The following is a 26,747-nucleotide window of genomic DNA, read 5'->3' as shown; positions in this document are numbered from 1 at the left end:
CGGTGACCCTGCTTTGCCACCCGTTCCCGCGCCGCGCCCTGTGCCTTGCTTCCGTGGCGATGGTGGCCCTGCTGCCCCAGGCCGCGCAGGCGCAGCGCATGAACCCGGCGCTGTGGGGCAATCCCGAACCGCGCAACGTCGATCCGGATGCACCGGTGCGCAAATCCGCCCTGCCCGCCCCCGGCGACATGGTGGATTTCGAAGCGGACCAGCTGGTCTATGACGAAACCGCCCGGCTGGTGACGGCGCAAGGGCGGGTGCGCGTGTCGCGCGATGGTTATGCGCTGGTGGCCGATCGCGTGGAATATCGGCGCGGGGCCGAGGGTGATGCCGGTGAGGTGGTGGCAATCGGCAATGTTTCGATCACCGATCCGGCCGGCAACCAGGCTATGGGCGAACGCATCACCCTGTCTGACAGTCTGAAGGATGGCGCCATTGCCAACATGCTGCTGGTGCTGAATGACGGCGGCCGGCTGGGTGCCCGCGGTGCCACGCGCAACGGCGGCAATTACACGCTGGATCATGCCGCCTATTCGCCATGCGCCGTGGTGAATGGCGATGGCTGCCCGCAGGTGCCGGTTTGGAAGATCAAGGCGGTCAAGATCAGCTATGATGAAACCCGCCACCGCATTTCCTATCGCGATGCCAGCCTGGAAATGTTCGGCGTGCCGGTGTTCTATCTGCCGCGCCTGTCGCACCCCGATGGCGATGCGCCGCGGGCCGGCGGCCTGCTGGTGCCCGCCATCGAAATCCAGCGCCAGCTCGGCATCGGCATTTCCGCCCCGGTGCACATGGCGTTCGGGCCGGATCATGATCTCACGCTCACGCCCTGGCTTTATTCGGCCACCAATCCGGCGCTCGCCTTCCAGGCCCGCCGGCTGCTGGCCGATGGGCCGATCCAGGTCGATGGCATGGTCACCGTGTCGCGCCGCTTTGATCTGGCGCCCAATGGCATCACCGAAATCGACAAGGGCGAACAATTTCGCGGCTATCTGGGCATCAAGGGCCGACTGCAGCACAGCGCGCGCTGGCGTTCGGTCTTCTCCATCCGGCTTTCAAGCGACGACACGTTCAACCGCCGTTATGGCCTGGGCTTTGATGATACGCTGCGCTCGTCCTACGCGCTGGAACGCATCACCAACGAAAGCTGGCTGTCGGTTTCGGCCTGGTATTTCCAGGGCCTGCGCGCCACCGATCGCGCCGGCGAAAGCCCGCTGGTGCTGCCGCTGATCGATTATGACTGGCGCCCTGATTGGCAGGTGGCGGGCGGCCGCATCCGGCTGGGCGCCAACAGCCAGACCATCGTGCGCAGCAGCGGGCAGGACATGTTCCGGGCCCTGGGCTGGGCGCGCTGGGATCGCAGCCTGCTCACCGGCCTTGGCCAGCGCATCGCCTTCACCGGCCTGGCGCGCGGCGACGTCTATGATGTGCGCAACAGCCAGCTGGCCACCTTCCCCGATTATGCCGGGCGCGATGGCTGGCGCGGGCGCGGCATGGCGCTGGCCGCGGTGGACGTCAGCTGGCCCTTTGCCGGCCCGGCCCTGGGCGGCGAGCAGACCATCACACCGCGCGTGCAGCTGGTTGCGGCCCCGAAGGTGCGCAATCTGGGCTTCCCCAACGAGGATGCGCGCGCGTTCGAGCTGGAGGATGTCAGCCTGTTCGATCTGAACCGCGCCCCGGGGTTGGACCGTTTTGAAAGCGGCAGCCGCCTCACCTATGGCGCGGAATACAGCCTTGTCCGCTCCGGATTCCAGCTGATGGCCGAACTCGGCCAATCGGTGCGGTTGAGCGGCGATGGCAACGAATTTTCTGCCGGCACCGGCTTTCGCGGCCAGATGTCGGACGTGGTGGGCCGTATCGCCATGAAACTGGGTGGGCTGGTCGAACTGACCCACCGCTTCCGGCTGGACAAGGACAATCTGGCCGTGCGTCGCAACGAAATCGATCTCACCGTCGGCGGCCGGCGCACCTATGTTTCGGCGGCCTATATCCGCCTCAACCGCAATGTCACGCTGGAGGATCTGGAAGACCGGCAGGAATTGCGCCTGGCCGGCCGGGTTGCCTTCGCGCGTTACTGGACGCTGTTTGGCAACGGCATCATCGATCTCACCACCAAGGCCGACAATCCGCTGGCCACCGGCAACGGCTTTCGCGGCATCCGCCATCGCTTTGGCGTCGAGTATGAGGATGAATGTTTCCGCTTTGGCGTGGGCTGGCGGCGCGATTATGTGGGCGACCGCGATTTCCGCCCCGGCAACGCCTTCCAGATTAGCATCGCGTTCAAGACTCTTGGCCGGTAAACCGGCCGGGGCAAGACTCTTGGCCGGTAAACCGGCCCGGGCAAGACACTTGGCCGGTAAACCGGCCGGGCGGCACAAGCGCCCGCCGCATCTGACTTTTATTTCACCTTTGGTTCAGGCCGGTTGGCGCACAGCGGCCAAGATGATGCTTTCCCCCCGGCGCAGCCATGCGCTAAGGCGGACAAGGTTCTGCGGAGTGATGGAATGCGGTTTCAGTTGATCAAGCGCCCGATGCTGGCCCTGGCTCTTGCCACGGCCGCGCCCCTGGCCTCTGGCCTGGTGGTCGCCGATGCTGCCGGCGCGCAATCCACCGAGCGCAGCTTTTCGGCCGACGATCTGCCCGACATCGTTCTGCTCGGCAATGTCGATCCGGCCCTGCGCAAGGCCCAGGCCATCGTGAACGGCGATGTGATCACAGATACCGATATCGATCACCGGCTGGCGCTGGTGCTGGCGGCCAATGGCGGCCGCATCGACGAGGCCGAACGCCAGCGCCTGCGCCTGCAGATCGTGCGCAACCTGATCGATGAAAAGCTGCAGCTGCAGGAAGCGGCCGAAAACGACATCCGCATCCCCGAATCCGAAGTGCAGCGCTCGTTCGACCGTGTGGCCCAGAATTTCAAGCGGACCCCGGCCCAGTTCGAAGCCTATCTGAGCCAAAGCGGCTCGTCGGCGGCCAGCCTCAAGGCCCAGATCCGCGCCGAGTTGGCCTGGAGCCGCGTGCTGCGGCGCAAGGTGGAGCCGCTGGTCAATGTCGGCGATGACGAGGTGCAGGCGGTGGTGGACAAGCTGAACGCCGCCAAGGGCAAGGACGAATATCATGTGGGCGAGATTTTCCTGACCGCCACCACCGAAAATCTGGACCAGGTGATGGAGGATGCGGCGCGCATCGTTGGCCAGGTGCGTGGCGGCGCCAGCTTTGTTGCCTATGCCCGCCAGTTTTCCGAAGCCTCCACGGCCGGCCTGGGCGGCGATCTGGGCTGGGTCCGCGCCGAGCAGCTGAGCGATGCGCTGGCCCCGGTGCTCGCCGCCATGCAGCCGGGCCAGATCAGCGATCCGATCCCGGTGCCGGGCGGCGTCGCCATCATGTCGCTGCTGGAAAAGCGCCAGGTGCTGGCCGCCGATCCCACCCTTGCCATCCTCAGCCTGAAACAGTTGACCGTGCCGCTGAAGGCCGACACCACCGAGGCACAGGCGCGCGCCAAGGTCGCCGAGTTGGGCAGCCTGACCCAGAAGATGGGCGGCTGTGGCGGGGTGGACGCGCTGGCCAAGCAGGTGGGCGGTGATGTTGCCACCAATGATGCCATCCGCATGAAGGATCTGCCCCCGGCGCTGCAGAATGTGCTGGGCCGGATGTCGATCGGGGAGGCCACGCCGGCCTTTGGCTCGGCCGAGGAAGGCCTGCGCGTGCTGGTGCTGTGCGGCCGCGATGACAGCCAGGTGCAGGCCCAGGCCCCCAATTTCGACGAGATATACAACCAGATGAACGAAGAGCGGGTGGGCATGCGCGCGCGCCGCTATCTGCGCGATCTGCGGCGCGACGCCATCGTCGATTATCGCTGATGGCCGATCCTGCCCCTTCGGCGCCGCTGGCGGTTTCGCTTGGCGATCCGGCCGGGGTTGGCCCGGAAATCATCGCGGCCGCCTGGGAACGGCGTGACAGCGCCGGCCTGCCGCCGTTCCTCGCCATCGGCGATGCCCGTGCCCTGCGCGCCGTGTGGAACGGGCCGATCGCGACGCTTTCCGATCCCAATCACGCCGCGTCGGCCTTTGCCGATGCGTTGCCGCTGATCCAGGTGGATGATCCGGGCGAGATCGTGCCCGGCCAGCCCAATCTGCCCGGTGCCCGCTGCGCGCTCGACAGTCTGGAACTGGCCTGCGGGCTGGCGCGGCAGGGCATGGCATCGGCGCTGGTCACCGGGCCGGTGGCAAAATCGCAGCTGGCCGCCATCGGGTTCAGCTATCCGGGGCAGACCGAATTTGTTGCCGAACGCTGCGGCGTGGCCGCCAGCAATGCGGTGATGATGCTGGCCGGGCCGACGTTGCGCACCGTGCCGCTGACCGTGCACGTGCCGCTGGCCGAGGTGCCGCGGCTGATCACCAGCGATCTGATCATGTGCCGGGCCCGCATCACCGCGCGCAGCCTGGCCCGCGATTTCGGCATCGATGCGCCGCGGCTGGCCATTGCCGGCCTCAACCCCCATGCCGGCGAAAGCGGCACCATCGGGCGGGAGGAGATCGAGATCATCCGCCCGGCGATCGAGGCGCTGCGCGAGGAGGGCATTGACGTGATCGGCCCGCTGCCGGCCGACACGATGTTCCATGCCCATGCCCGCGCCCGCTATGACGCGGCGCTGTGCATGTATCATGACCAGGCGCTGATCCCGCTGAAGGCGCTGCATTTCGATGATGGCGTCAACATTACGCTGGGCCTGCCGATTATCCGCACCTCGCCCGATCATGGCACCGCCTTTGACATTGCCGGCAAGGGCCTGGCCTCCCCCGGTGCGATGATCGCCGCCATCCGCATGGCGGCCGATTGCGCCGCCCGCCGCCGCTGACCAATGGCATTGGCCGACCTGCCCCCCCTGCGTGAGGTGATCGCGGCGCACGGGCTCAACGCCAAGAAATCGCTCGGCCAGAATTTCCTCACCGACACCAATCTGCTCGACCGGATTGCCCGGGTGCCCGGCGATCTGGCCGGCGCCCGTGTTTATGAAGTTGGCCCCGGCCCCGGCGGGCTGACCCGCGCGCTGCTGAGAGCTGGCGCGCATGTGGTGGCGGTGGAGCGGGATGACCGCGCGCTGCCGGCGCTGGCGGAACTCGCTGCCGCCGCCGATGGCCGGCTGCAGGTGGTGGCCGGCGATGCCATGGCGGTGGACCCGGCGGCGCTGGTGGGCCCCGGCGCGCATATCGTCGCCAACCTGCCCTATAATATCGGCACCGCGCTGTTCACCGGCTGGCTGGACGGGCCGCAATGGCCGCCGTGGTGGGCCAGCCTGACCCTGATGTTCCAGAAGGAGGTGGCGCAGCGCATCACAGCCCAGCCGGGCAGCGCAGCCTATGGCCGCCTCGCCGTGCTGGCGCAGTGGCGGTCCACGCCGCGGATTGCGCTCAGCGTGCCGGCGCGCGCCTTCGTGCCGGCGCCAAAGGTGGAATCGGCAGTGGTGCATCTGGTGCCGGCCACACCGATGAGCAGTGCACAGCCGGCCAGGCTCGCCGCGCTGACGGCCGCCGCCTTTGGCCAGCGCCGCAAGATGCTGCGCGCCAGCCTGAAGGGCCTGCCGGGCGCGCTGGAGGCGATGGAGGCCGAGGGCATCAAGCCCGAAGCCCGTGCCGAAACCGTGCCGGTGGCAGCCTTTGCCCGGGCGGCGGCGCGGCTGGGGTGAAGCTCAGCTTTTCGGCTTGGCCGGCGCCTCGGCGGTTTGCGCCGCCTTGCCGATCACACCTTCCAGGCGCACAGCGGCGCTGCAATCGGCCTTGCACAGCGCCTTGATGCGGGCGAGGTTGATCTGCGCCCGCGCCGTTGCGCCGCGTGCCACCAGCGCCCGGCCCTGCCCTTCCAGCGACGCAATGTCGGACGGGTTGAGCGCGAGGGCCTCGCGATAATATTTGACCGCCTTGCCCGGCAGGCCGAGCTTTTCATAGGCCGATGCGATGCCGGCAAAGGCGGCGACATTGCGCGGGTCCACCGCCAGCGCGGCTTCGAAACTGTCGATGGCATCCTGCGCCTTGCCGGCCGCGAGCGCGGTCTGGCCGGCGGCGGCAAACTGGGTGGAGGCAGGCTTCAACTGGTCATCACGGCCCACCGCCGCCGCCGGGGCGGCCAAGACCAGGGCGAGGGAAAGCAGAGCAGAGCGCATCATCATGCCCTGCCAATATCAGAGCCGGGATGACTGTGCGATGAAAAAGCCGTCGCAGCCATCATCGGCGGGCGTCAGCACTTGGGCGGTCCACGGCGCCAGGCCCGGCGTGTCGGCCAGCTGGGCCTCGCCCTCCGCCGGCAGCAGCGAGCAGACGATGTAAACGAGCCGGCCGCCGGGTTTCAGCAGCGAGGCGCCCAATCGGATCAGCATGGCCTGGGTCGCCACCAGCCGGGCCAGCCGGTCCGGAGTCAGTCGCCAGCGGCTTTCCGGGTTGCGCCGCCAGGTGCCGCTGCCCGAACAGGGCGCATCGATCAGCACGGCATCGCAGGCCCCCACCAGATCGGCCAGGGCCTGCGCCTCGGCACCGGGGTTGAGCAGGCGGCTTTCCACGGCCACGCCGGCCCGCTCGCTGCGCGGCGGCAATTGCTGCAGGCGGGCGCGATCGGTGTCGCAGGCGATCAGGCGCCCCTGCCCGGCCATTTCGGCCGCCAGCGCCAGCGTCTTGCCGCCGGCCCCGGCGCACAGATCCACCACCGTCTCACCGGGCCGCACCGCCAGCGCCGCCGCGGCGATCTGGCTGCCTTCGTCCTGCACCTCAATCCGGCCCTCGGCAAAGTCGGGCAGCGCCTCGACATTGGTGCCGGGCGGCAGGCGCACGCCGTGGCGGGTGGCCGGCAGCAATGTCCAATCAGGATGGGCGGCCAGCACGTCATCCCGCCTTGCCTTCAGGCCGTTCACCCGGACATCCAGTGGCGCGCGTTCCAGCAGCGCCCGCGCCTGCCGTTCGGCATCATTGCCAAAGCGTTCGATCAACATGCGTTCCAGCCAGGCCGGCGCGAGGCCGGGGCTGGCCGCCGGCTCGCCATGCACCAGCGGCGGCGGCGCGTGGCCGGCGGCGCCAAACAGCGCCAGCAGGGCCGGATCAGCGCTGCGCGCATGGCCGATCACCGCGGCCCGGCCGCTGACCGGCCGTTCGCCCAGGGATCGCACCACGGCGAACACCAGATCGCGCACGGCCCGCCGGTCCTTCGATCCGGCATAGCGGCGGGTGCTGAAATAGCGCTGGATGATGGTATCGGCCGCCGCCCCGCCATCACGGGCGGCGGCAATCACCTGGTCCAATATCTCGATGGCGGCCTGCAACCGCGCGGCCGGCGTCACCCGCCGGTCGGATAATTGGGGGCCTCGCGGGTGATCGTCACGTCGTGCACGTGGCTTTCCTTCAGGCCGGCGTTGGTGATGCGGATGAACTCGGCCCGCTCCCGGAAATCGGCCAGCGTGGGCGAACCGGTATAGCCCATGGCCGCCTTCACGCCGCCGACCAGCTGGTGCAGCACATTGGCGACCGGGCCCTTGTAGGGCACCTGGCCTTCAATGCCTTCCGGCACCAGCTTCAGCTGATCCTTGATGTCCTGCTGGAAATAACGGTCGGCACTGCCGCGCGCCATCGCACCCACGCTGCCCATGCCGCGATAGGCCTTGTAGGTGCGACCCTGCCACAGGAAGGTCTCGCCCGGCGCTTCCTCGGTGCCGGCCAGCAGGCTGCCGACCATCACCGCGCTGGCGCCAGCGGCCAGCGCCTTGGCAACATCGCCGCTGGTCCTGAGGCCACCATCGGCGATCACCGGGATATTCTGTTTCCAGGCGGCTTCGGCCGTGTCCATCACCGCTGTCAGCTGCGGCACGCCCACGCCGGCGACCACGCGGGTGGTGCAGATGGAACCGGGGCCAATGCCCACCTTGATGCCATCGGCGCCGGCATCAATCAGCGCCATGGCGGCCGACGCGGTGGCCACATTGCCGGCGATCACCTGGGCATTGTTGCTCAACTTCTTGATGCGGTTGACGGCTTCGGCGACGCGGTCGCTATGGCCGTGGGCGGTGTCCACCACGATCAGATCGCATTCGGCATCCAGCAGCGCTTCGGTGCGCTCGAACCCGGCATCGCCCACGGTGGTGGCGGCAGCGACGCGCAGGCGGCCGGCGGCATCCTTGGTGGCATCGGGATGGTTCACCGCGCGCACGATATCCTTCATGGTGATCAGGCCGATGCAATGGCCGGCATCATCCACCACCAGCAGCTTTTCGATGCGGTGGCTGTGCAACAGGCGGCGGGCTTCGGCCTCGGTCACGCCCTGGCGGACCGTCACCAGATTGTCCCGGGTCATCAACTCGGCAATCGGCTGGCCATCATTTTCGGCAAAACGCAGATCGCGGTTGGTGACGATGCCGACCAGCTTGCCCGGCGCGCCATCGGGGCCAACCTTTTCCACCACCGGAAAGCCCGAAATGCCATGGCTGGCCATCAGGGCGCGGGCATCGCCCAGCGTCTGATCCGGAGTCAGCGTCACCGGGTTCACCACCATGCCGCTTTCAAAGCGCTTCACCTGCCGCACCGCCAGCGCCTGCTGCTCCACGGTGAGATTGCGGTGCAGCACGCCGAGGCCGCCCATCTGGGCCATGGCAATCGCCATGCTGCCTTCCGTCACCGTGTCCATCGCGGCCGACAGCATCGGGATGTTCAGCCGGATGGAGCGGGTGACGAAGGTTGAGGTGTCCGCCATGCTGGGCAGCACCGCCGACGCGGCCGGCACCAGCAGCACATCATCGAAAGTGAGGCCAAGGCGGGGTTCCGGACGAATGGGCATGAACGACTCCGTGGCGGGCGGGCTGCGAAAAAGGGTGCGCGTCTATAGGGGCAAGGCGCGCACATGAAAAGAGCGCGCCGCACGAAGCCGTGCGGCGCGCTCCCGTGTCACGTCCGTTGGCCGATCAGGCGGCGTCGCCGATCACCACATCCATGAACTTGGCGATGATGGCACGCGGGCCGGCCTTCACATTGGCCAGCGCGGCCTTGGCACCGGCGGCATCGCCACTGTTCTTCAGGGCAAAGGCCAGGCGCAGGTTCACCGTGTCCTGATCGATCATGGCATTGCCCACCAGCGTCTTGTACCAGGTGATGGCCTTGTCATACTGCTTCAGATTGGCAAACGTGTCGGCCACTACCAGCGCCAGGCGCGGGCTGGTCTTGGCATCCTTTTCCAGCGCGGCCAGGCCGGCCTTGCTTTCGGCGTTCTTCGATGCCGCCTGGGCCACGAATTCCTTGATATTCTGCTTGCTGCCGTCCAGCAGCTGCTTGGCGATGCCTTCCTTCAACACGATCTCGGCTTCGTTGGGCATGCCGCGATCCAGCGCCGCATCGGCATATTCCAGATAGTTGTTGGCATCGGTCATCGCGCCGGCGGCCGACATCAGGCGGCCGAAATCCACCAGCACGTTGTTGTCCAGATTGCCCTGGCGCTGCTTCACCAGGCCGATGGCCAGGTTGTAGCTCTTGGGCTCCGGAAAGGCCTTCACCCAACCCAGTAGCGACGGCAGCAGCTTGTCGTCCATCTTGTTGTCGATGGCGGTCTGGGCGCGGAATTCATACCAGCTGCGATCGCCGGTCTCGTTCTTGGCCTCGCGCAGATCGATGGCCTTGGTCAGCAGTTCATACACACGCGCCGGCTGCTTCAGGGCTGCCGCCACGCTGGCGGCCTGCACGGTGATTTCCACATCATCCGGCTTCTGGCCCAGATAAAATTCATACCAGGTCCAGGCCTTGCCATAATCCTTGCGGTTGCTGGCCAGGCCGGCAACAAACTTGGAGAACATCAGCTTTTCGTCGGGCGTGATGCTCGGCGCCTCGACCGCTTCGGTCAGGCCTTCTTCCAGCTTGGCATTGTCCTTGATGGTCTGAGCCGAAAACAGCTTCAGCTTGGCCAGGATCAGCGCATCATCCTTCTCGGCGCGCGGCACGGCGGCCGCCTCGGTCAGCTTGGCGAGGGCCCCGGCATGATCACCGGCCTGCTGCAGCTTCTGCACCGCCATCACCACCGCCATCACCGGCTTCGACAGCTTGGGCGGGGCCGGCTTGGCGGCCTCAGGCTTCTTCTGGGCCAGCGCCGGGCTGGCGGCGCCCAGGGTGGTGCCAGCCATCAGGCCAATTGCCAGCGCAGTCGTCAAAATCCTCATTCATGCCTCCCTCAAGCCCAAAGGCCTCTCTTCGTTTCGCCTTGGGCTAAGCCGCGACTCTTTCCGCGTCAACCGGTCACACGCACGGTGATTGGCCGTGTGTAACCGGCCAAAGATGAACAATCGGTGAGACAGGCGCTGCGGCCTTGCCGTTCGGCCGGCCAAGGCCGACAATGGTTAACATGACGGCCCTGATCTCCATCGCCGGTGCCAGCGGCCTGCCGCTGCGCTTCCGGGCCATGCTGGCCATGGCGGGCCTTGCCGGGCTGGCCTATCTGCTGCTGGGGCCACTCACCACCGGGCCGGCACATGTGGTGCTGAAAGGCAGCGGCGTGCTGCTGCTGGCGGGTTCGGCGCTGCAGTTGCGCTGTGCCGGCGCATCCTGGCTGGTCCTGGTCATGCTCCTGGGGGCGGCTGGCGACATATTGCTCGCCATCCCCGGCCTGTTCCTTGCCGGCGCGGCCTGCTTCGCACTGGGCCATGCCACCGCCATCGCCTTCTATCTGCAGCATCGGCGCCGGCCGGCGATCGGCGATTTCATCGTGATGGCCGCGCTGCTCGCCTATGCGCTGGCGATGCCGCCACTGCTCACCCCGGCCGGGCAAAGCTTCACCGCAATGCTGGTCTATGCGCTGCTGCTGTGCGCCATGACAGCCACGCTGTGGCTCAGCCGCTTTCCCCGCCTCGCCGCCATCGGCGCCCTGCTGTTCATCGCGTCAGACACGCTGCTGGTGCTGCGCCTGGGCGGCGGCGGGCTGATCGATCCGCTGGTCGATGGCGCGCTGGTCTGGGCCAGCTATTTCGCCGGCCAATGGCTGATCACGCTGGGGGTCGCCCGCGGCCTGCTGGCCAAGGCACAACACGGCGGCTGAACCGGCTCAGGCAGCCGGCTCTGCCCCATCCGTCGCCGCGTCCTCACCATCGGCCGGGATCAGCGCGGCCGACACGACATGCTCATCATCGGCGACCTTGAACAGGGTGACGCCCTGGGCGGCACGGCCCATGATGCGGATATCGGCGGCACGGATGCGGATCAGCTTGGCCTGATCGGTGACCAGCATCACATCATCATCATCATGCGCGGTGAAGCTGGCCACCACATCGCCGTTGCGATCGCTTTCGCCGATGTTGCGGATGCCCTGCCCGCCGCGGCCCGACTGGCGATATTCAAAGGCGGAGCTGCGCTTGCCAAAGCCATTGGCGGTGATGGTGAGGATGAACTCCTCGGCCGCCGCAAACTGGCCCATGCGGGTTTCCGACAGGATGCGCTCACCCGGATCGCTCTTCCAGGCCGCCGCCTTCAGATAATCCTCACGCTCCTCGGTGCTGGCCTCAAAGCCCTTCAGAATGGCCATGGAGACAACTTCGTCCCCGTCGGCCAGCGTCATGCCGCGCACCCCGGTGGAGGTGCGTGACACAAACTCGCGCACATCATCCACGGCAAAGCGGATGGCCTTGCCGCTCTTGGCCGCCAGGAACACATCGTCGGCGGCATCGCACAGCGCCACGCCGATCAGCCGGTCAGTATTTTTCGTTCCTTCTGGGCCATCCTCGAACCTTATGGCGAGCTTGCCGGCGGTGGGCACGCTGGTGAAGGCATCCATGGCGTTGCGGCGCACGCTGCCATGGGCGGTGGCGAACATCACGTGCAGCCGGCCCCATTCGGCCTCATCCTCCGGCAGGGCCAGCGTGGTGATGATCGTCTCACCCTCGGCCAGCGGCAGCAGATTGTTGATCGGCTTGCCCTTGGCCTGCGGGCTGCCCTGCGGCAGGCGCCACACCTTCAGGCGATAGACCTTGCCGGCGGTGGAGAAGAACAGCACCGGATTGTGGGTGGAGGTGACAAACAGCGTCGTCACCGCGTCCTCATCCTTGGTGCCCATGGCGTTGCGGCCCTTGCCGCCGCGCCCCTGCGCCCGATATTCGGCCAGCGCCACGCGCTTGATCCAGCCATCGCGGGTCACGGTCACCACCATGTCCTCCCGCTCGATCAGATCCTCGTCGTCAATATCGTCATGCGCCGTCACGATCTCGGTGCGGCGCTTGGATTGGAACTCGTCCGACACCGCGTCCAGCTCGGCGCGCAGCACGCTGCGCAGCCGCACCCGGCTGGTCAGGATATCGAGCAGATCGGCGATGCTGTCGGCCAGTTCCTTCAGCTCATTGCCGATTTCATCGCGGCCCAACGCCGTCAGCTTCTGCAGGCGCAGATCGAGGATGGCGCGCACCTGGGCCTCGGTCAGGCGAATGGTGGGTGCATCCGCATCCACCGTGCCGGCTTCCACCAGCGCCAGATAGGGGCGGATTTCGGCCGCATCCCAATCCCGCGCCATCAGTGTTTCGCGGGCGTCGGCCGGGCTGGCGCTGGCGCGGATGATGCGCACCACCTCGTCCAGATTGGCCACCGCGATGACCAGGCCGATCAACAGGTGCGCGCGTTCCCGCGCCTTCATCAGTTCGTGCTTGGAACGGCGGGTGATCACCGTTTCACGGAATTCGACAAAGGCGCTGATGATGTCCTTCAGGCCCATCAGCTCGGGCCGGCCACCGCGGATGGCCAGCATGTTGATGGCAAAGCTCTGCTGCGCCGGGGTGTAACGCCACAGCTGGTTCAGCACCACATCAGGCGTCGCGTCGCGCTTCAGATCCAGCACGATGCGCACGCCTTCGCGGTTGCTCTCGTCGCGCAGGTCCGACACGCCCTCGATGCGCTTGTCCTTCACCGCCTCGGCGATCTTCTCCACCAGCGCGTTCTTGCCCTGCTGATAGGGAATTTCGGTCAGCACGATGGCGCGCTTGTCGCCGCGGCCCTCCTCGATCTCGTGGCGGGCACGCAGGCGGATCGAACCGCGCCCGGTTTCATAGGCGGCGCGCAGCTGGCTTGATCCCAGGATCAGGCCACCGGTGGGAAAATCGGGCGCCGGCACATGCGCCATCAGCCCTTCCACCGTGATCAGCGGATCATCGAGATAGGCGCGCACCGCATCCACGACCTCGCCCAGATTGTGCGGCGGGATGTTGGTGGCCATGCCCACGGCAATGCCGCCGGCACCGTTGACCAGCAAATTGGGGAAACGCGCCGGCAACACCGACGGTTCATGTTCGGACCCGTCATAATTGGGGACGAAATCCACCGTGTCCTTGTCGATATCGGCGAGCAGCGCATCGGCCGACTTGGCCAGGCGGGCTTCGGTGTACCGCATGGCGGCCGGGGCATCCGGGTCCATCGAGCCGAAATTGCCCTGCCCGTCGATCAACGGCAGCCGCATCGACCAATCCTGGGTCATGCGCGCCAGCGCGTCATAGATCGCGCTGTCGCCGTGCGGGTGATATTTGCCCATCACATCGCCAACGATGCGGGCCGATTTGCGATAGGGCTTGTTGTGGGTGAAGCCGTTTTCGTGGCTGCCCCACAGGATGCGCCGGTGCACTGGTTTCAGGCCATCGCGCACATCCGGCAGCGCGCGCGCCACGATGACCGACATGGCATAATCAAGGAAACTCGTCCGCATCTCCGTGACGATGGAGACCGGCTGGATATCGGGTGCCCCGGCGGGTGGCTGAATGGTTGATTCCATTGGCTTTTTATCGGCTCAACTTGGCGTGTTGCAAATGCATGACCCGATTAGGGGATTGGGCCGGAAAAGGCCAGTGGAAAGGCTGTTTTCCCGCCATTCTCCAGTCATGCTGGCGCAGGCCAGCATCCACCGTAGGACGGGGGACTATTCGGCAGTCACTAGAGCGCTAGCGGCACAGTCATGCTGGCCTTCGCCAGCATGACTGTGAGGACGGTTACTCCGCCGCGACTGCCAACCCCGGCACCTGCACAAAGCCCTTGCGCCGGGCAATGCGCGCTTCCACCTCGGGGCGGAAATGGCGGATCAGGCCCTGGATCGGCCAGGCGGCAGCGTCGCCCAGGGCGCAGATGGTATGGCCTTCCACCTGCGTGGTGACTTCCAGCAGCATGTCGATCTCGTGCGGTTCGGCGTCACCCGTCACCAGCCGTTCCATCACCCGCCACATCCAGCCCGTGCCTTCGCGGCACGGCGTGCACTGGCCGCAGCTTTCATGCTTGTAGAAATAGCTCAGCCGCGCGATCGCCCGCACGATGTCGGTCGATTTGTCCATCACGATGATGGCGGCGGTGCCCAGGCCGGATTTCAGATCGCGCAGCGCGTCGAAATCCATCGGGCAATCCATGATCTGATGTGCCGGCACCAGTGGCACCGATGATCCGCCGGGGATGACGGCGAGCAGATTGTCCCACCCGCCGCGGATGCCGCCGCAATGTTCATCGATCAGCTGGCGGAAGGGGATGCTCATCGCTTCCTCCACCACGCACGGGCGGTTCACATGGCCGCTGATCTGGAACAGCTTGGTGCCTTCATTCTTGGGCCGGCCGATGGCGGCAAACCATTCGGGCGAGCGGCGCAAGATGGTCGGCACCACGGCAATGCTCTCGACATTGTTGACCGTCGTCGGGTTGCCATAAAGGCCGGCGCCGGCCGGGAACGGCGGTTTCAGCCGCGGCTGGCCCTTCTTGCCTTCCAGGCTTTCGATCATCGCGGTTTCTTCGCCGCAGATATAGGCGCCGCCGCCGCGATGGACGACAACATCGAAATCATAGCCGGTGCCGCAGGCGTTCCGGCCGATCAGCCCGGCAGCATAGGCCTCCTGCACGGCGGCCATCAGCACCTTGGCCTCGGCGATATACTCGCCCCGGATATAGATGAAGGCGGCGCGCGCCCGCATCGCGAAGCCGGCAATCAACGCGCCTTCGATCAGCTTGTGCGGATCATGGCGGATGATCTCGCGGTCCTTGCAGCTGCCGGGTTCGGATTCATCGGCATTGACCACCAGATAGGACGGCCGGTCGGGATTGGGCGTCTTGGGCATGAAGCTCCACTTCATCCCCGTCGGGAAACCCGCGCCGCCGCGCCCGCGCAGGCCGCTGGCCTTGACCGCATCGATCAGGGCATCGGGGCCAACGCTCATCAGATCCTTGGTGTCGGCCCAGTCGCCGCGCTTCTTCGCGGCATCCAGATTCCACGGCTGGAAGCCATAGAGGTTGGTGAAGATGCGATCCTTGTCAGCCAGCATGGCCGTTCACTTCCCTTCGCGCTTGCGCGCCTGTGCGCCCACCGCAATGCCCACCACCAGCAGCGGCATGGCCACGGCCACCATCGACTTGTCGTTGACGATGCCAAAGATCAGCAGGCCGATGGAGGCCAGCATGAGCAGGATCGACAGGATATTGAGCGGCTTCATCACACCATTACCTCCGCTTCAGCAGTCGGTACACCAACAAGACCGACAAGGGCAGCCAGGTGAGCAGAACCGCCAAGAGCGAAATGCTGTTGCCCGGCGCCTCAGCGGCCTGCCTGGCCATCAACGCAAGGCCAAAAACAGCGACAACAAGCGCTGCAAAACCAATGCGCCGATCCATCACACCATATCCGTCAACGTGGTCGGCCCGCCGTCCGGGCACGACGCGGTGCGGCCGATCTGGCTGCCCACCTTCGGCATTTCCCCACGCGCCAGCATGTCCAGGATGGCGGTCATGCTGTCATAGGTCAGGTCTTCATAATTCTCGTCGTTGATCTGCACCATCGGCGCGTTGGCGCAGGCGCCCAGGCATTCCACCTCGGTCAGGGTGAACAGGCCGTCATCTGTGGTGCCATATTTCTTCAGGCCCTTGTCCTTGCAGGCCTTCATCACATCGTCGCTGCCGCGCAGCATGCACGGCGTCGTGCCACACACCTGCACATGGAAGCGGCCGATCGGCTTCAGATTGTACATGGTGTAGAAGCTCGCCACCTCGTACGCCCGGATATAGGGCATGCCGATTTGGGCGGCGACAAACTCGATCACTGGCACCGGCAGCCAGGCGACGCCGGTTTCATCGCGCATCTGATACTGCGCCAGCCACAGCAACGGCATGATGGCGCTGGCCTGGCGGCCGGGCGGATAGAGGCCGATCAGGCGCTGCGCTTCGGCGGCGTTCTCGGCGGTCCAGCTGAAGTCGGAAAAGTCGGTCATGCGCGTTCCAGGGTGGTGCGGGTGCGGTGCGATGGCGTGTCGCCGGTGTTGGGCTCGCCTTCGCGATCGATCAGCAGCGCATGGCATTCGGCGTCGGCCTGCGGGCAGTGTTCGACTCCGCGCGGCACCACCAGCAGATCGCCCTCGCCCAGTTCGGCCACGCCGTCGCGAAACAGGATGCGCATCTGGCCCTTCAACACCAGGAACAGCTCGTCCGTATCGGGGTGGCTGTGCCAGGTGAAGTCGCCGGCAAGCTTCACCAGCCGCAGCTCGTTGCCATTGTAGCCGGCGACGATGCGCGGGTTCCAATGGTCGGAAATACCCGCCAGCTTGTCGGCCAGTGATATGGGCTGCGGCGCACTCACCGGATGAACTCCACGCGACTGCACAGGTCGCCCTCGAAACTGTACACGCTTATCACCTCGAACGGCTCGCCATCCGCCGTGCGCCACACCTTCTCGTGCAGCACGGCGAACGGGCCCAGTTCATGGCCGCTGATGATCTCGGCACGGTTTTCCGGGAACTGGGCAAACATCGCCTTCAGGCCCTGCCGCACGCCTTCCTTGCCATCGCGCAGCACGGCGCCGCGATAGCCGGCCTCCACCGCATCGTCGGTCATCAGCGCCACATAGGCATCGGCATCCTGCGCGTTGTAATGCGCGATCATCGCCTCGGCGATGGCCAGCTTGCTCACCGGTCCACCTCACCAAACACGATGTCCAGGCTGCCCAGCACCGCCGGTGCGTCGGCGAGAAGATGGCCCTTGCACAGGAAATCCATCGCCTGCAGATGCGCCATGCCGGTCGCACGGATATGGCAGCGCCACGGCTTGTTGGTGCCATCAGCGACCAGATAGATGCCGAACTCGCCCTTGGGGCTTTCGGTGGCGACATAGGCTTCGCCGGCCGGCACGTGCAGGCCTTCGGTGTAGAGCTTGAAATGGTGGATCAGCGCTTCCATCGAGCGCTTCATCTCGCGGCGTGACGGCGGCGCCACCTTGCGGTTTTCGGTGATGTGCGGGCCCGCCGGCATGTCGCGCACGCACTGGCGGATGATCTTCACGCTCTCGCGCATTTCCTCCATGCGCACCATGAAGCGGGCATAGCAATCGCCGTCGTTGGAGACGGGCACATTGAAATCGACGAGATGATAGGCGTCATAGGGCTGGGCCTTGCGCAGATCCCAGGCGACGCCGCTGGCGCGGATGCACGGCCCGGTGAACCCCCAGTTGATGGCATCGTCCTTGGAAATCACCCCGATGTCGACATTGCGCTGCTTGAAGATGCGGTTGTCCGCCACCAGGCCCTGGAATTCATCCAGAAGGCGCGGGAAGCCATCACACCAGGCGGCGATATCCTCCAGCATGCCGGCCGGCAGATCCTGGTGCACGCCGCCGGGGCGGAACCAGGCGGCGTGGAAGCGCGCGCCCGACACCCGCTCGTAAAACTCCATCAGCTTTTCGCGCTCTTCAAACAGCCACAGCATCGGCGTCATGGCGCCCACGTCCATGGCATGCGCGGTGGTGTTGAGGATGTGGTTCAGTATGCGGGTGATTTCCGCAAACATGGTGCGGATATATTTGGCGCGCAGCGGCACCTCGATGCCCGCCAGTTTCTCGACGGCGAGCACATAGCTGTGCTCCATGCACATCGGCGACACATAATCGAGGCGGTCCATATAGGGCAGCGCCTGCAGATAGGTCTTGTATTCGATCAGCTTTTCGGTGCCGCGGTGCAACAGGCCGATGTGCGGGTCACACCGCTCGATGATCTCGCCGTCCAGCTCCATCACCAGCCGCAGCACGCCGTGCGCTGCCGGGTGCTGGGGCCCGAAGTTGATCATGTAGTTCTGGATCTCGTTGCCGTCCTTCGCCGGCAGCACGTCGATCGTGTCTTCGGCCGTCCAGGCGGCCCCCGCGGAACCAAGACTGCTCATTGTCCAGCCTTCTCGTCACCCGGCAGCACATAATCGGTGCCATCCCAGGGGCTCAGGAAATCGAAACTGCGGAAATCCTGCGCCAGGCGCACCGGCTCATACACCACGCGCTTGTGCTCTTCCGACCAGCGCAGCTCGACATGGCCGGTCAGCGGGAAATCCTTGCGGAACGGATGACCTTCAAAACCATAATCGGTGAGGATGCGGCGCATGTCGGGGTTGCCGGCAAACATCACACCGAAACAATCCCAGGTCTCGCGCTCATACCAGCCGGCGTTGGCAAACACGCCCGTCAGGCTGGGCACCGGGGCGGCGCCATCGGTGGCCGTCTTCACGCGCAGGCGCAGATTCTTCGCCATCGACAGCAGCTGCACCACCACCTCGAACCGTTCGGCGCGGTCGGGATAATCGGCACCGCAAATGTCAGTCAGCTGGTTGAAGCGCAGATCCTCGGCATCGCGCAGCGCGGTCACGCATTCGACCAGCCGTTCGCGCACCACGGTCACGCTGGTCTCACCGGCATGATCGACCACATGGATCAACGCATCGCCCAGCAGCTCGGCCAGCCGGCCGTGCAACTCGGCATGGCGGGCCATCACCGGCCAGCTGTGTTTGCCCACCTCAGGCGCAATGATCGTCATCTTGCTTACCGTTCGAACACGCCAACGCGGCGGATCTTCCGCTGCAGGGCGAGGATGCCATAAAGCAGGGCTTCGGCCGTCGGCGGGCAGCCGGGCACATAAATGTCCACCGGCACGATCCGGTCACAGCCGCGCACCACCGAATAGCTGTAGTGATAATAGCCGCCGCCATTGGCACAGCTGCCCATGGAGATGACATAGCGCGGCTCGGCCATCTGGTCATAGACGCGGCGCAATGCCGGGGCCATCTTGTTGCACAGCGTGCCGGCCACGATCATCACGTCGGACTGGCGCGGCGAGGCGCGCGGCGCGATGCCAAAGCGCTCCATGTCATAGCGCGGCATGTTGGTGTGCATCATCTCGACCGCGCAGCAGGCGAGGCCAAAGGTCATCCACCACAGGCTGCCGGTGCGGGCCCAGTGGAACAGATCCTCGGTCGAGGTGACGAGAAAGCCCTTGTCCGCCACTTCCTGGGAGACATCGCGCAGGAACAGGTCGCGGTTGTTTTCCGGCAGGGCGATGGCGCCGGTTCCTTCCTGAGGCGTCATCACTCCCACTCCAACGCTCCCACCTTCCAGGCGTAGACAAGGCCGATGGCCAGTTCGCCCAGAAATTCCATCATCGCCCACCAGGCGCTTTCGCCGCCCCAATGCAGGCTCACTGCCCAGGGGAACAGGAAGGCCGCTTCCAGGTCAAACACGATGAACAGGATGGCAACCAGATAGAATTGCACGTCAAATTTGGCGCGCGCATCGGAAAAGGCGGGAAAACCGCTTTCATATTCCGACAATTTCACCGCTTCGGGCTTGGCCGTGCCGGTGAGCGCCGAAACGGCGATGGGGGCGCTGACGAAGATCAGCGCAAAGGCGATGCCCACTGCAAAAAACAGCAATACCGGCAGATATTCAGATGCGATGGCCGACATGGCCTGGGGGCGCCTTCAACAGCTGTTGCGATGCACCATGATTAGCGGCCCCTTGCCGGTGGGGCAACCTCCCAAGCCCAAAAAATGCGACATTTTGTCATCATTTCGGCCAGGGGGGAGCTGGCGCTCAACGCAGCGCGCCGGCCACCAGCTTGTGCAGGCGCGACTGAATGGACTGGTTGCCCGCCACCACCTCGCGCCGGGACACCATGTCCTGCCCACCGCGGAAATCCGAAACGAAGCCGCCGGCCTCGCGGATCAGCAGCATGCCGGCGGCAATATCCCAATAAGACAGGCCGGTTTCCCAGAAGCCGTCAAAGCGCCCGGCCGCCACCCAGGCCAGATCCAGGCTGGCGGCGCCAAAGCGGCGCACACCGGCCACTTCGGGCATCACCGCATCCAGGATGGCGGAAAACTGGGCGCGGTTGCCATGGCCCTGATAGGGGATGCCGGTGGCGATCAGGCAATCATTCAGATCGCGCCGGCCCGACACGCGCAGCCGCCGGTCGCTGAGCCAGGCCCCCCGCCCCTTTTCCGCCCAATAGCTTTCGCCCGTCAGCGGCTGATGGATCAGGCCGGACACCACCTCGCCAACCACTTCGGCGGCGATGGAAATGGCGAAATGCGGGATGCCGTGCAGGAAGTTGGAGGTTCCATCCAGCGGATCGACAATCCAGCGGCAGCGGTCATCGGCCCCCTTGATCTCGCCGCCCTCCTCCAGCAGCAGGCCCCAATCCGGCCGGGCGTGGCGCAACACCTCCACCACGGCGGCTTCGGCGGCCTTGTCGGCATTGGACACGAAATCGGCCGGGCCCTTGCGGCTGACCTGCAGCGCATCCACCTCCCCGAAATCGCGCCGCAGCTTGGGCGCAGCCTTGCGCGCGGCCTTTTCCATGACGGTGATGAGGGACGAATGGGCGACCATGGCTAAATCCTTGCGGCCAGCGGGTGCCGGCCGGGCGTGGGGAACGGGAATGCGAAAGAACGGGCGGCCCTTAACCGAAGCCGCCGCCGATTACCAGCCCAGCACGTCCTTGAAGGCCGCCACCCCGGCACCGGGCCCGCCCTCATGCTCCCAAACGGCGCGGACGACGGCGATGAAATCGGCGCCGGCATCCACCAGCGGCGCGGCATTGTGCGGGAAGATGCCGCCGATGGCGACACAGGGCAGTTGGCTCAGCGTGATCCACCAGCTGAGGATTTCCGGCTGCGGCCGGTAATGGCTGGGCTTGGTGGTGGTGTCGTAAAAGGCGCCGAACGCCACATAATCGGCGCCCTGCTCCCCGGCTTCCATGGCGAGATGCCGGCTGTCGTGGCAGGTGCGGCCGATCTGCGCGCCGGCGCCCAGCAGCGCGCGCGCTTCGGCCAGGCTGCCATCGCCCTGCCCCAGGTGCACGCCATCGGCGCCAGCGCGCTTGGCCAGATCGGCGCGATCATTCAGGATGAAGGCGACCTCGCGCTCATTACAGACCGGCAGCAACGCCTCGCAGGCGCGCAGCACCATGTCGTCGGACACATCCTTCAACCGCAGCTGGAAGGCCGCCACCGGCCCGCCGTCCAGCGCCGCCTTCAGGCTGTCAATGAAGGCCGGGATTTCGATGCGCGCGGGCGAGACGACATAAAGCTGACACGCCGGCCGGTCTTCCTGATCGAAGCGATCAGCAAACTCGGCCGGCAGCGGGATGAGGTCGTCGTCGGTCATGTCTCACAATTCTCGCCATGCTGGCGCAGGCCAGCATCCATTTTGCCGACAGCGCTGTCTCACGCCTTGCCGAGATAGATGTCGATGATCTTGTCCAGCATCGCCATGGCTTCGGCGCGCGGACGCTGGAAGGTGTTGCGGCCGATGATGCTGCCGTTGCCGCCGCCGTCGCGGATGGCATAGGCATCTTCATACACGGCATCGGTGCCCTTGGTGGCGCCGCCCGAGAACACCACCAGCCGGCGGCCGTTCAGGCAGGATTTGACCACATGGGAAACGCGCTTGGCCTGCGTGGACCAGTCGCCGCCCTCATAGGCCTTCACCGCATCCTTCTGCTCGATATGCGCGCTCGGCAGCTTCACCTTGATGATGTGCGCGCCGAGCAGCGCCGCCATGTGCGCGGCATAGGCGCCGACGTCGAGCGCCAGCTCGCCATCCTTCGACAGCTTGCCGCCACGCGGATAGCTCCACAGCACGGTGGCGAGGCCGACCGACTTGGCTTCGGCAGCCAGCTCGCCGAACTCCTCCATCATGTCGAACACATCATCCGCACCCGGATAGATGGTGAAGCCGATGGCGGCGCAGCCCAGGCGCAGCGCGTCGTGCACGGTGCCGGTCACGGCCTGGTTGATGCCGGTCGCCCAGCTGTTGCTGCTGTTCACCTTCAGGATGGTCGGGATCTGGCCGGCGAACGTGTCGGCGCCCGCCTCCAGCATGCCCAGCGGCGCGGCATAGGCCGACAGGCCGGCATCAATGGCCAACTGGTAGTGGTAATGCGGATCATAGGCATCGGGGTTGGGCGCAAAGCTTCGGGCCGGGCCATGCTCGAAGCCTTGGTCCACCGGCAGGATCACCATCTTGCCGGTGCCGCCCAGCCGGCCCTGCATCAGCATGCGGGCGATGTTGGCCTTGGTGCCGGGATTGTCGCTCTCATAATTGGCCAGGATGGCCTTCACGGTCGGCGTGATCGACATAAATCCCCCTCTTCTCAATGCTGAAGTGCAACGACACCGGGCAAAGCCTTGCCTTCCATCCATTCCAGGAAGGCGCCGCCGGCGGTCGAAATGAAGCTGAAATCCTGCGTCACGCCGGCATGGGCCAGCGCCGCCACCGTGTCGCCACCACCGGCCACGGTCAGCAGCGTGCCGCCTTGCGTCAACGCGGCCGCCGTGCGGGCCAGCGCCACCGTGGCTGCATCGAACGGCGCGATTTCAAATGCACCCAGCGGCCCGTTCCACACGCAGGTCGCACAGGTTTTCAGGGCATCAGCCAGCGCCTCGACCGCCGCCGGGCCGATGTCCAGCACCATCTCGTCGGCGGCTATGTCATGGATATTGGCGCCGCGGTTCTCGGCCTGCGCCTTGAATTCCTTGGCCACCACCACGTCATAGGGCAGATGGATGGTGCAGCCGGCCGCTTCGGCCCGCGCCATGATGTCGAGCGCGGTGGCCTTCAGATCATGCTCGCACAGCGATTTGCCGACATCGATGCCGCGCGCCGCCAGGAAGGTGTTGGCCATGCCGCCGCCGATCATCAGATGATCAACCTTGCCGACCAGATTGGTGAGCACATCGATCTTGCTCGACACCTTGGCGCCGCCGACCACGGCTGCCACCGGGCGCCTGGGCGTGCCCAGCGCCGCCTGCAACGCCTTCAGCTCGGCCTCCATCGTGCGGCCGGCAAAGGCCAGCAGATGATGGGCCAGGCCTTCGGTGCTGGCATGGGCGCGATGCGCCGCCGAAAAGGCATCGTTCACATAATAATCGCCCAGCTTGGCCAGTTCGGCCACGAAGGCCGGATCATTGGCCTCCTCCCCGGCATGGAAGCGGGTGTTTTCCAGAACCGCCACCGCGCCTTCCGGCAGGGCGGCCAGCGCCGCCGCCGCGGCTACGCCCACGCAATCATCGATGAACGCCACATCGCGGCCCAGCACGCCGGCCAGCGCCTTGGCCACCGGGGCCAGGCTGTTCTTCGCATCCCGCCCCTTGGGCCGGCCAAAGTGCGACAGCACCGCCACACGCGCGCCGGCATCGGCGAGCCCGGCGATGGTGGCCACGGCGGCGCGCAGGCGGGTGTCATCCCCCACGACACCGTCCGCCATCGGCACGTTCAGATCGGCGCGGACCAGCACGGTCTTGCCGGCCTGTGCCGGCATGTCATCGATGGTGCGAAAGCCGGCCATGGTTCAGAGGAACTTGCCCATGGCAACCGCCGTGTCAGCCATGCGGTTGGAGAAGCCCCATTCATTGTCATACCAGGCCAGCACGCGCACCAGATTGCCGCCGATCACCGCGGTTTCCAGGCTGTCCACGGTGGACGAGGCCGGGCTGTGGTTGAAATCGATGCTCACCAGCGGCTCGACGGCGAAATCCAGCACGCCCTTCAGCTCGCCATTGGCGGCCGCGGCCAGCGCGGCGTTGATCTCCTCCTTCGTCGTCGCCTTGGCGCTTTCGAAGGTCAGGTCCACCACGCTCACATTCGGGGTCGGCACGCGGATGGCCGACCCATCCAGCTTGCCCTTGAGCTGCGGCAGCACCTCACCCACGGCGCGGGCAGCCCCGGTGGTGGTGGGGATCATCGACAGGGCGGCAGCGCGGGCGCGGCGCGGATCGTCGTGGATCTGATCGAGGATCTTCTGATCGTTGGTATAGGCGTGCACCGTCGTCATCAGGCCCTTCACGATGCCGAACTCCCGGTCCAGCACCATGGCCACCGGCGCCAGGCAGTTGGTGGTGCACGAGGCGTTGGAAACGATATTATGCTCCGCCGCCAGCTTGCCGTGGTTGACGCCATACACCACCGTCAGATCGACATTCTTGCCGGGGGCGGAGATCAGCACCTTCTTCGCACCAGCCGTGATATGGGCGCCGGCCTTGGCGGCATCGGTGAAGAAACCGGTGCATTCCAGCGCGATGTCCACGCCCATGGCGGCGTGCGGCAGCTTGGCCGGGTCACGCTCGGCGGTCACGGCGATGCGCTTGCCATTCACCACGATGGCGTCGCCATCCACGCTCACGCTGCCCGGGAAGGCGCCGTGCACGCTGTCGCGCGCCAGCAGCCGGGCATTGGCCTGGGCGCTGGCGAGATCGTTGATCGCCACCACCTCGATATCGGTGCGGCCGGATTCGGCGATGGCGCGCAGCACGTTGCGGCCGATGCGCCCGAAACCGTTGATTGCAACCTTCACAGCCATGTCACTCACCTTTCCTCAGCGACCCAGTTGGGCCTTCACCCGCGCGGCAATCGCCGGCGCGGTCAAACCATATTCGGCATAGAGCCGCTCGGCCGGCGCCGAAGCGCCAAAATGATCAACCCCGATGTTGAGGCCATCGCTGCCCGTCCAGCGCTCCCAACCCAGGGTGACGCCGGCTTCCACCGACACCTTCAATACGCCCGCCGGCAACACATCGGCGCGATAGGCGGCATCCTGCGTCGCAAACGCCTCCCAGCACGGCATCGACACCACATCACAGCCAATGCCATCGGTCTCCAGCAACCTGGCCGCTTCGGCCGCGATATGCACTTCCGAACCGGTGGCGATCAGCACGGCGGCCCGCGGGGCCGTGGCGGCCACCAGGCGATAGGCGCCGCGCGCGCCGCGGTTCTCGCCGCCATCGCTGCGCAGCGGCGGCAGATTCTGGCGCGACAGGGCCAGCACCGACGGGCGCTTCTCGTCCTTCAGGGCGCAGGCCCAGGCCTCGGCGGTTTCCACCGCATCGGCCGGCCGCCACACCGCCACATTGGGCATGGCGCGCAAGGACGCCAGATGCTCGATCGGCTGGTGGGTCGGGCCATCCTCGCCCAGGCCGATGCTGTCGTGCGTCGCCACATGGATCACGCGGATCTGCTGGATGGCGGCGAGACGGATGGCGTTGCGCATGTAATCGCTGAACACCAGGAAGGTGCCGCCATAAGGAATGATGCCGCCGTGCAGCGCCATGCCGTTCATCGCGGCGGCCATGCCGAATTCGCGGATGCCATAGTGGACATAGCGGCCGGCATAATCGGCCGCGCCAAACAGCGCCTGGCCCTTGGCCTTGGTGTTGTTCGATCCGGTCAGGTCGGCCGAACCGCCCACCAGTTCGGGCAGGGCCGGCACCAGCGCATCCAGTGCCATCTCGCTGGCCTTGCGCGTGGCCACCTTGGGCGGATTGGCGATCAGGCTGGCCACATGCGCCTGATAGGCGGCGGCGCCTTCGGGCAGACGGCCATCCATGCGGCGGGTGAACTCGCCGGCCTGGTCGCTGGCGGCCAGCCGGGCTTCCCAGGCGGTCCGGGCGGCGGCGCCACGGGCACCCAGCCCTTCCCACCAGGCCTTGATGTCGGCCGGAATCTCGAACGGGCCATGGTTCCAGCCCAGCGCGGCCCGGGCGCCCTCGATCTCCTTGGCGCCCAGCGGGCTGCCATGGCTGCCGCTGGTGCCGGCCTTGGTGGGCGCGCCCTTGCCGATGGTGGTCTTCGCCGCGATCAGGCTGGGGCGCGGATCGGCCTTCGCCGCCGTCAAGGCCGCGTCGATGCTGGCAAAATCATGCCCGTCACAGGCCACGACATGCCAACCGGCCGCCGCAAAGCGCGCGGCCATGTTTTCCGAACTGGCCAGGCTCACCGGGCCGTCGATGGAAATGCCATTGTCGTCCCAGATCACGTTCAGCCGGCCCAGCTGCAGATGGCCGGCCAGCGAAATCGCCTCCTGGGAAATCCCCTCCATCAAACAGCCATCGCCGGCGATCACCCAGGTGTGGTGATCCACCAGGCCGTCACCGAACACGCCGTTCAGATGGCGCTCGGCCATCGCCATGCCCACTGCCATGGCCAGGCCCTGGCCCAGCGGCCCGGTGGTGCATTCCACGCCCGGCAGTTCGGTGTTTTCCGGGTGGCCGGCGCAGGGTGAGTGCCACTGGCGGAAGCGCTTGATGTCGTCCAGCGTCGGCTGGGCATAGCCGGTCAGGTGCAGCAGCGCATAGATCAGCATCGAACCATGGCCGGCCGACAGCACGAAGCGATCCCGATCCGGCCAGCGCGGCGCGGCCGGATCAAATTTCAGGTGATTGGCAAACAGCACCGTCGCCACATCGGCCATGCCCATCGGCATGCCGGGATGGCCGCTGTTGGCGGCCTCCACCGCGTCCATGGCCAAGGCACGGATGGCATTGGCGCAGCGGTTCAGATCGGTCATCGCGGCCGGTCCTTGTGTGTGGCGCCACCATGGGTGGCAGTGCAGTTCGGATTGACGTGCGCGGCTTTGGCCGAAGCATGGCGGCAACGTCAACCTTTTGCTGTTGCGCGCGGCGAAATTGACAGGCGCGATTCTTGACGCTCGTTGAC

General features: G+C 66.1%; 26 protein-coding genes. 5 read left to right on the top strand and 21 right to left on the bottom strand.

All coding sequences use genetic code 11. The features are described 5' to 3' along the window. Window positions 1-2 precede the first annotated feature (2 nt). From CHU93_RS10850 to rsmA, 4 genes are all read left to right on the top strand, one after another. Window positions 3-2,300 (top strand): LPS-assembly protein LptD, encoded by a 2,298-nt coding sequence (locus tag CHU93_RS10850; RefSeq protein WP_133064379.1) that lies wholly within the window; start codon window positions 3-5, stop codon window positions 2,298-2,300. A 204-nt stretch (window positions 2,301-2,504) separates the two neighbouring features. Further along, window positions 2,505-3,863 carry a peptidylprolyl isomerase gene (locus CHU93_RS10845; RefSeq protein WP_094474055.1) on the top strand — a complete coding sequence of 453 codons (1,359 nt, stop codon included), beginning with the start codon at window positions 2,505-2,507 and terminating at the stop codon, window positions 3,861-3,863. Continuing rightward, the gene (gene pdxA, locus CHU93_RS10840) at window positions 3,863-4,861 is read left to right on the top strand and encodes a 4-hydroxythreonine-4-phosphate dehydrogenase PdxA (protein ID WP_094474054.1); all 999 of its coding nucleotides are present in this window, start codon (window positions 3,863-3,865) and stop codon (window positions 4,859-4,861) included. The genes CHU93_RS10845 and pdxA overlap by 1 nt, the downstream gene beginning before the upstream one ends. A 3-nt stretch (window positions 4,862-4,864) precedes the next feature. After that, complete coding sequence (gene rsmA / locus CHU93_RS10835; protein ID WP_094474053.1) at window positions 4,865-5,689, top strand: 16S rRNA (adenine(1518)-N(6)/adenine(1519)-N(6))-dimethyltransferase RsmA; 825 nt, start codon at window positions 4,865-4,867, stop codon at window positions 5,687-5,689. Window positions 5,690-5,692: 3 nt separating this feature from the next. Here the strand turns inward: rsmA and CHU93_RS10830 are convergent, their stop codons facing one another. From CHU93_RS10830 to CHU93_RS10815, 4 genes are all read right to left on the bottom strand, one after another. Beyond that, window positions 5,693-6,169 carry a tetratricopeptide repeat protein gene (locus CHU93_RS10830; RefSeq protein ID WP_094474052.1) on the bottom strand — a complete coding sequence of 159 codons (477 nt, stop codon included), beginning with the start codon at window positions 6,167-6,169 and terminating at the stop codon, window positions 5,693-5,695. A 12-nt stretch (window positions 6,170-6,181) separates the two neighbouring features. Then, window positions 6,182-7,327: an RsmB/NOP family class I SAM-dependent RNA methyltransferase gene (locus tag CHU93_RS10825; protein WP_094474051.1), complete on the bottom strand. Its 1,146-nt coding sequence runs from the start codon at window positions 7,325-7,327 to the stop codon at window positions 6,182-6,184. Then, a complete protein-coding gene (gene guaB, locus CHU93_RS10820) occupies window positions 7,324-8,814 on the bottom strand; it encodes an IMP dehydrogenase (protein WP_094474050.1) in 1,491 nt (496 codons plus the stop codon). Before guaB ends, CHU93_RS10825 begins: the two co-directional genes overlap by 4 nt. Window positions 8,815-8,938: 124 nt before the next feature. Continuing rightward, entirely contained in the window at window positions 8,939-10,180 is a 1,242-nt protein-coding gene (locus tag CHU93_RS10815; protein ID WP_133064378.1) for a hypothetical protein, read from the bottom strand. Between the two features lie 182 nt (window positions 10,181-10,362). On the opposite strand from CHU93_RS10815, the gene CHU93_RS10810 reads away from it, so the two are divergent. Further along, window positions 10,363-11,052, top strand: a complete 690-nt coding sequence (locus tag CHU93_RS10810; RefSeq protein WP_165768697.1) for a lysoplasmalogenase family protein — start codon at window positions 10,363-10,365, stop codon at window positions 11,050-11,052. A 6-nt stretch (window positions 11,053-11,058) separates the two neighbouring features. On the opposite strand, the gene gyrA is transcribed toward CHU93_RS10810, so the two are convergent. The 17 genes from gyrA to tkt form a co-directional block, all read right to left on the bottom strand. After that, the gene (gyrA, locus tag CHU93_RS10805; protein WP_094474048.1) at window positions 11,059-13,758 is read right to left on the bottom strand and encodes a DNA gyrase subunit A; all 2,700 of its coding nucleotides are present in this window, start codon (window positions 13,756-13,758) and stop codon (window positions 11,059-11,061) included. A gap of 214 nt (window positions 13,759-13,972) precedes the next feature. Continuing rightward, window positions 13,973-15,280 carry an NADH-quinone oxidoreductase subunit NuoF gene (gene nuoF, locus CHU93_RS10800; protein ID WP_094474047.1) on the bottom strand — a complete coding sequence of 436 codons (1,308 nt, stop codon included), beginning with the start codon at window positions 15,278-15,280 and terminating at the stop codon, window positions 13,973-13,975. Between the two features lie 6 nt (window positions 15,281-15,286). After that, window positions 15,287-15,448, bottom strand: coding sequence for a hypothetical protein (locus CHU93_RS17590; RefSeq protein ID WP_165768696.1), 162 nt, complete (start codon window positions 15,446-15,448; stop codon window positions 15,287-15,289). A gap of 7 nt (window positions 15,449-15,455) precedes the next feature. After that, complete coding sequence (locus CHU93_RS17585) at window positions 15,456-15,626, bottom strand: hypothetical protein (protein WP_165768695.1); 171 nt, start codon at window positions 15,624-15,626, stop codon at window positions 15,456-15,458. Beyond that, the gene (nuoE, locus tag CHU93_RS10795; RefSeq protein WP_094474046.1) at window positions 15,626-16,219 is read right to left on the bottom strand and encodes an NADH-quinone oxidoreductase subunit NuoE; all 594 of its coding nucleotides are present in this window, start codon (window positions 16,217-16,219) and stop codon (window positions 15,626-15,628) included. Before nuoE ends, CHU93_RS17585 begins: the two co-directional genes overlap by 1 nt. Then, window positions 16,216-16,584, bottom strand: coding sequence for a cupin domain-containing protein (locus tag CHU93_RS10790; RefSeq protein ID WP_094474045.1), 369 nt, complete (start codon window positions 16,582-16,584; stop codon window positions 16,216-16,218). The genes nuoE and CHU93_RS10790 overlap by 4 nt, the downstream gene beginning before the upstream one ends. Further along, the gene (locus tag CHU93_RS10785) at window positions 16,581-16,913 is read right to left on the bottom strand and encodes a nuclear transport factor 2 family protein (protein WP_279354385.1); all 333 of its coding nucleotides are present in this window, start codon (window positions 16,911-16,913) and stop codon (window positions 16,581-16,583) included. The genes CHU93_RS10790 and CHU93_RS10785 overlap by 4 nt, the downstream gene beginning before the upstream one ends. Then, window positions 16,910-18,154, bottom strand: coding sequence for an NADH-quinone oxidoreductase subunit D (locus CHU93_RS10780; RefSeq protein WP_207759266.1), 1,245 nt, complete (start codon window positions 18,152-18,154; stop codon window positions 16,910-16,912). The genes CHU93_RS10785 and CHU93_RS10780 overlap by 4 nt, the downstream gene beginning before the upstream one ends. Continuing rightward, entirely contained in the window at window positions 18,151-18,795 is a 645-nt protein-coding gene (locus CHU93_RS10775; protein ID WP_243375552.1) for an NADH-quinone oxidoreductase subunit C, read from the bottom strand. The genes CHU93_RS10780 and CHU93_RS10775 overlap by 4 nt, the downstream gene beginning before the upstream one ends. A gap of 5 nt (window positions 18,796-18,800) precedes the next feature. Continuing rightward, window positions 18,801-19,343 (bottom strand): NuoB/complex I 20 kDa subunit family protein, encoded by a 543-nt coding sequence (locus CHU93_RS10770; protein WP_094474089.1) that lies wholly within the window; start codon window positions 19,341-19,343, stop codon window positions 18,801-18,803. Then, a complete protein-coding gene (gene ndhC, locus CHU93_RS10765; RefSeq protein ID WP_086117378.1) occupies window positions 19,343-19,720 on the bottom strand; it encodes an NADH-quinone oxidoreductase subunit A in 378 nt (125 codons plus the stop codon). The genes CHU93_RS10770 and ndhC overlap by 1 nt, the downstream gene beginning before the upstream one ends. 127 nt (window positions 19,721-19,847) lie before the next feature. Then, complete coding sequence (locus CHU93_RS10760; protein ID WP_094474044.1) at window positions 19,848-20,645, bottom strand: inositol monophosphatase family protein; 798 nt, start codon at window positions 20,643-20,645, stop codon at window positions 19,848-19,850. 90 nt (window positions 20,646-20,735) lie between these two features. Beyond that, a complete protein-coding gene (gene thiE, locus CHU93_RS10755; protein WP_094474043.1) occupies window positions 20,736-21,422 on the bottom strand; it encodes a thiamine phosphate synthase in 687 nt (228 codons plus the stop codon). Window positions 21,423-21,481: 59 nt separating this feature from the next. Continuing rightward, the gene (locus CHU93_RS10750; RefSeq protein ID WP_094474042.1) at window positions 21,482-22,396 is read right to left on the bottom strand and encodes a class I fructose-bisphosphate aldolase; all 915 of its coding nucleotides are present in this window, start codon (window positions 22,394-22,396) and stop codon (window positions 21,482-21,484) included. 14 nt (window positions 22,397-22,410) lie between these two features. Further along, on the bottom strand, window positions 22,411-23,604 hold the full coding sequence (locus tag CHU93_RS10745; RefSeq protein WP_094474041.1) for a phosphoglycerate kinase: 1,194 nt from the start codon (window positions 23,602-23,604) through the stop codon (window positions 22,411-22,413). A gap of 3 nt (window positions 23,605-23,607) precedes the next feature. Next, window positions 23,608-24,615: a type I glyceraldehyde-3-phosphate dehydrogenase gene (gene gap / locus CHU93_RS10740; RefSeq protein ID WP_094474040.1), complete on the bottom strand. Its 1,008-nt coding sequence runs from the start codon at window positions 24,613-24,615 to the stop codon at window positions 23,608-23,610. 15 nt (window positions 24,616-24,630) lie between these two features. Then, window positions 24,631-26,598, bottom strand: coding sequence for a transketolase (gene tkt / locus CHU93_RS10735; RefSeq protein WP_094474039.1), 1,968 nt, complete (start codon window positions 26,596-26,598; stop codon window positions 24,631-24,633). Window positions 26,599-26,747: the final 149 nt, after the last annotated feature.

The organism is Sandarakinorhabdus cyanobacteriorum (genome assembly GCF_002251755.1).
GTDB lineage: Bacteria > Pseudomonadota > Alphaproteobacteria > Sphingomonadales > Sphingomonadaceae > Sandarakinorhabdus > Sandarakinorhabdus cyanobacteriorum.
The sequence above is the reverse complement of the archived record's forward strand: the minus strand, read 5'-3'. Positions and strand labels throughout refer to the sequence as shown.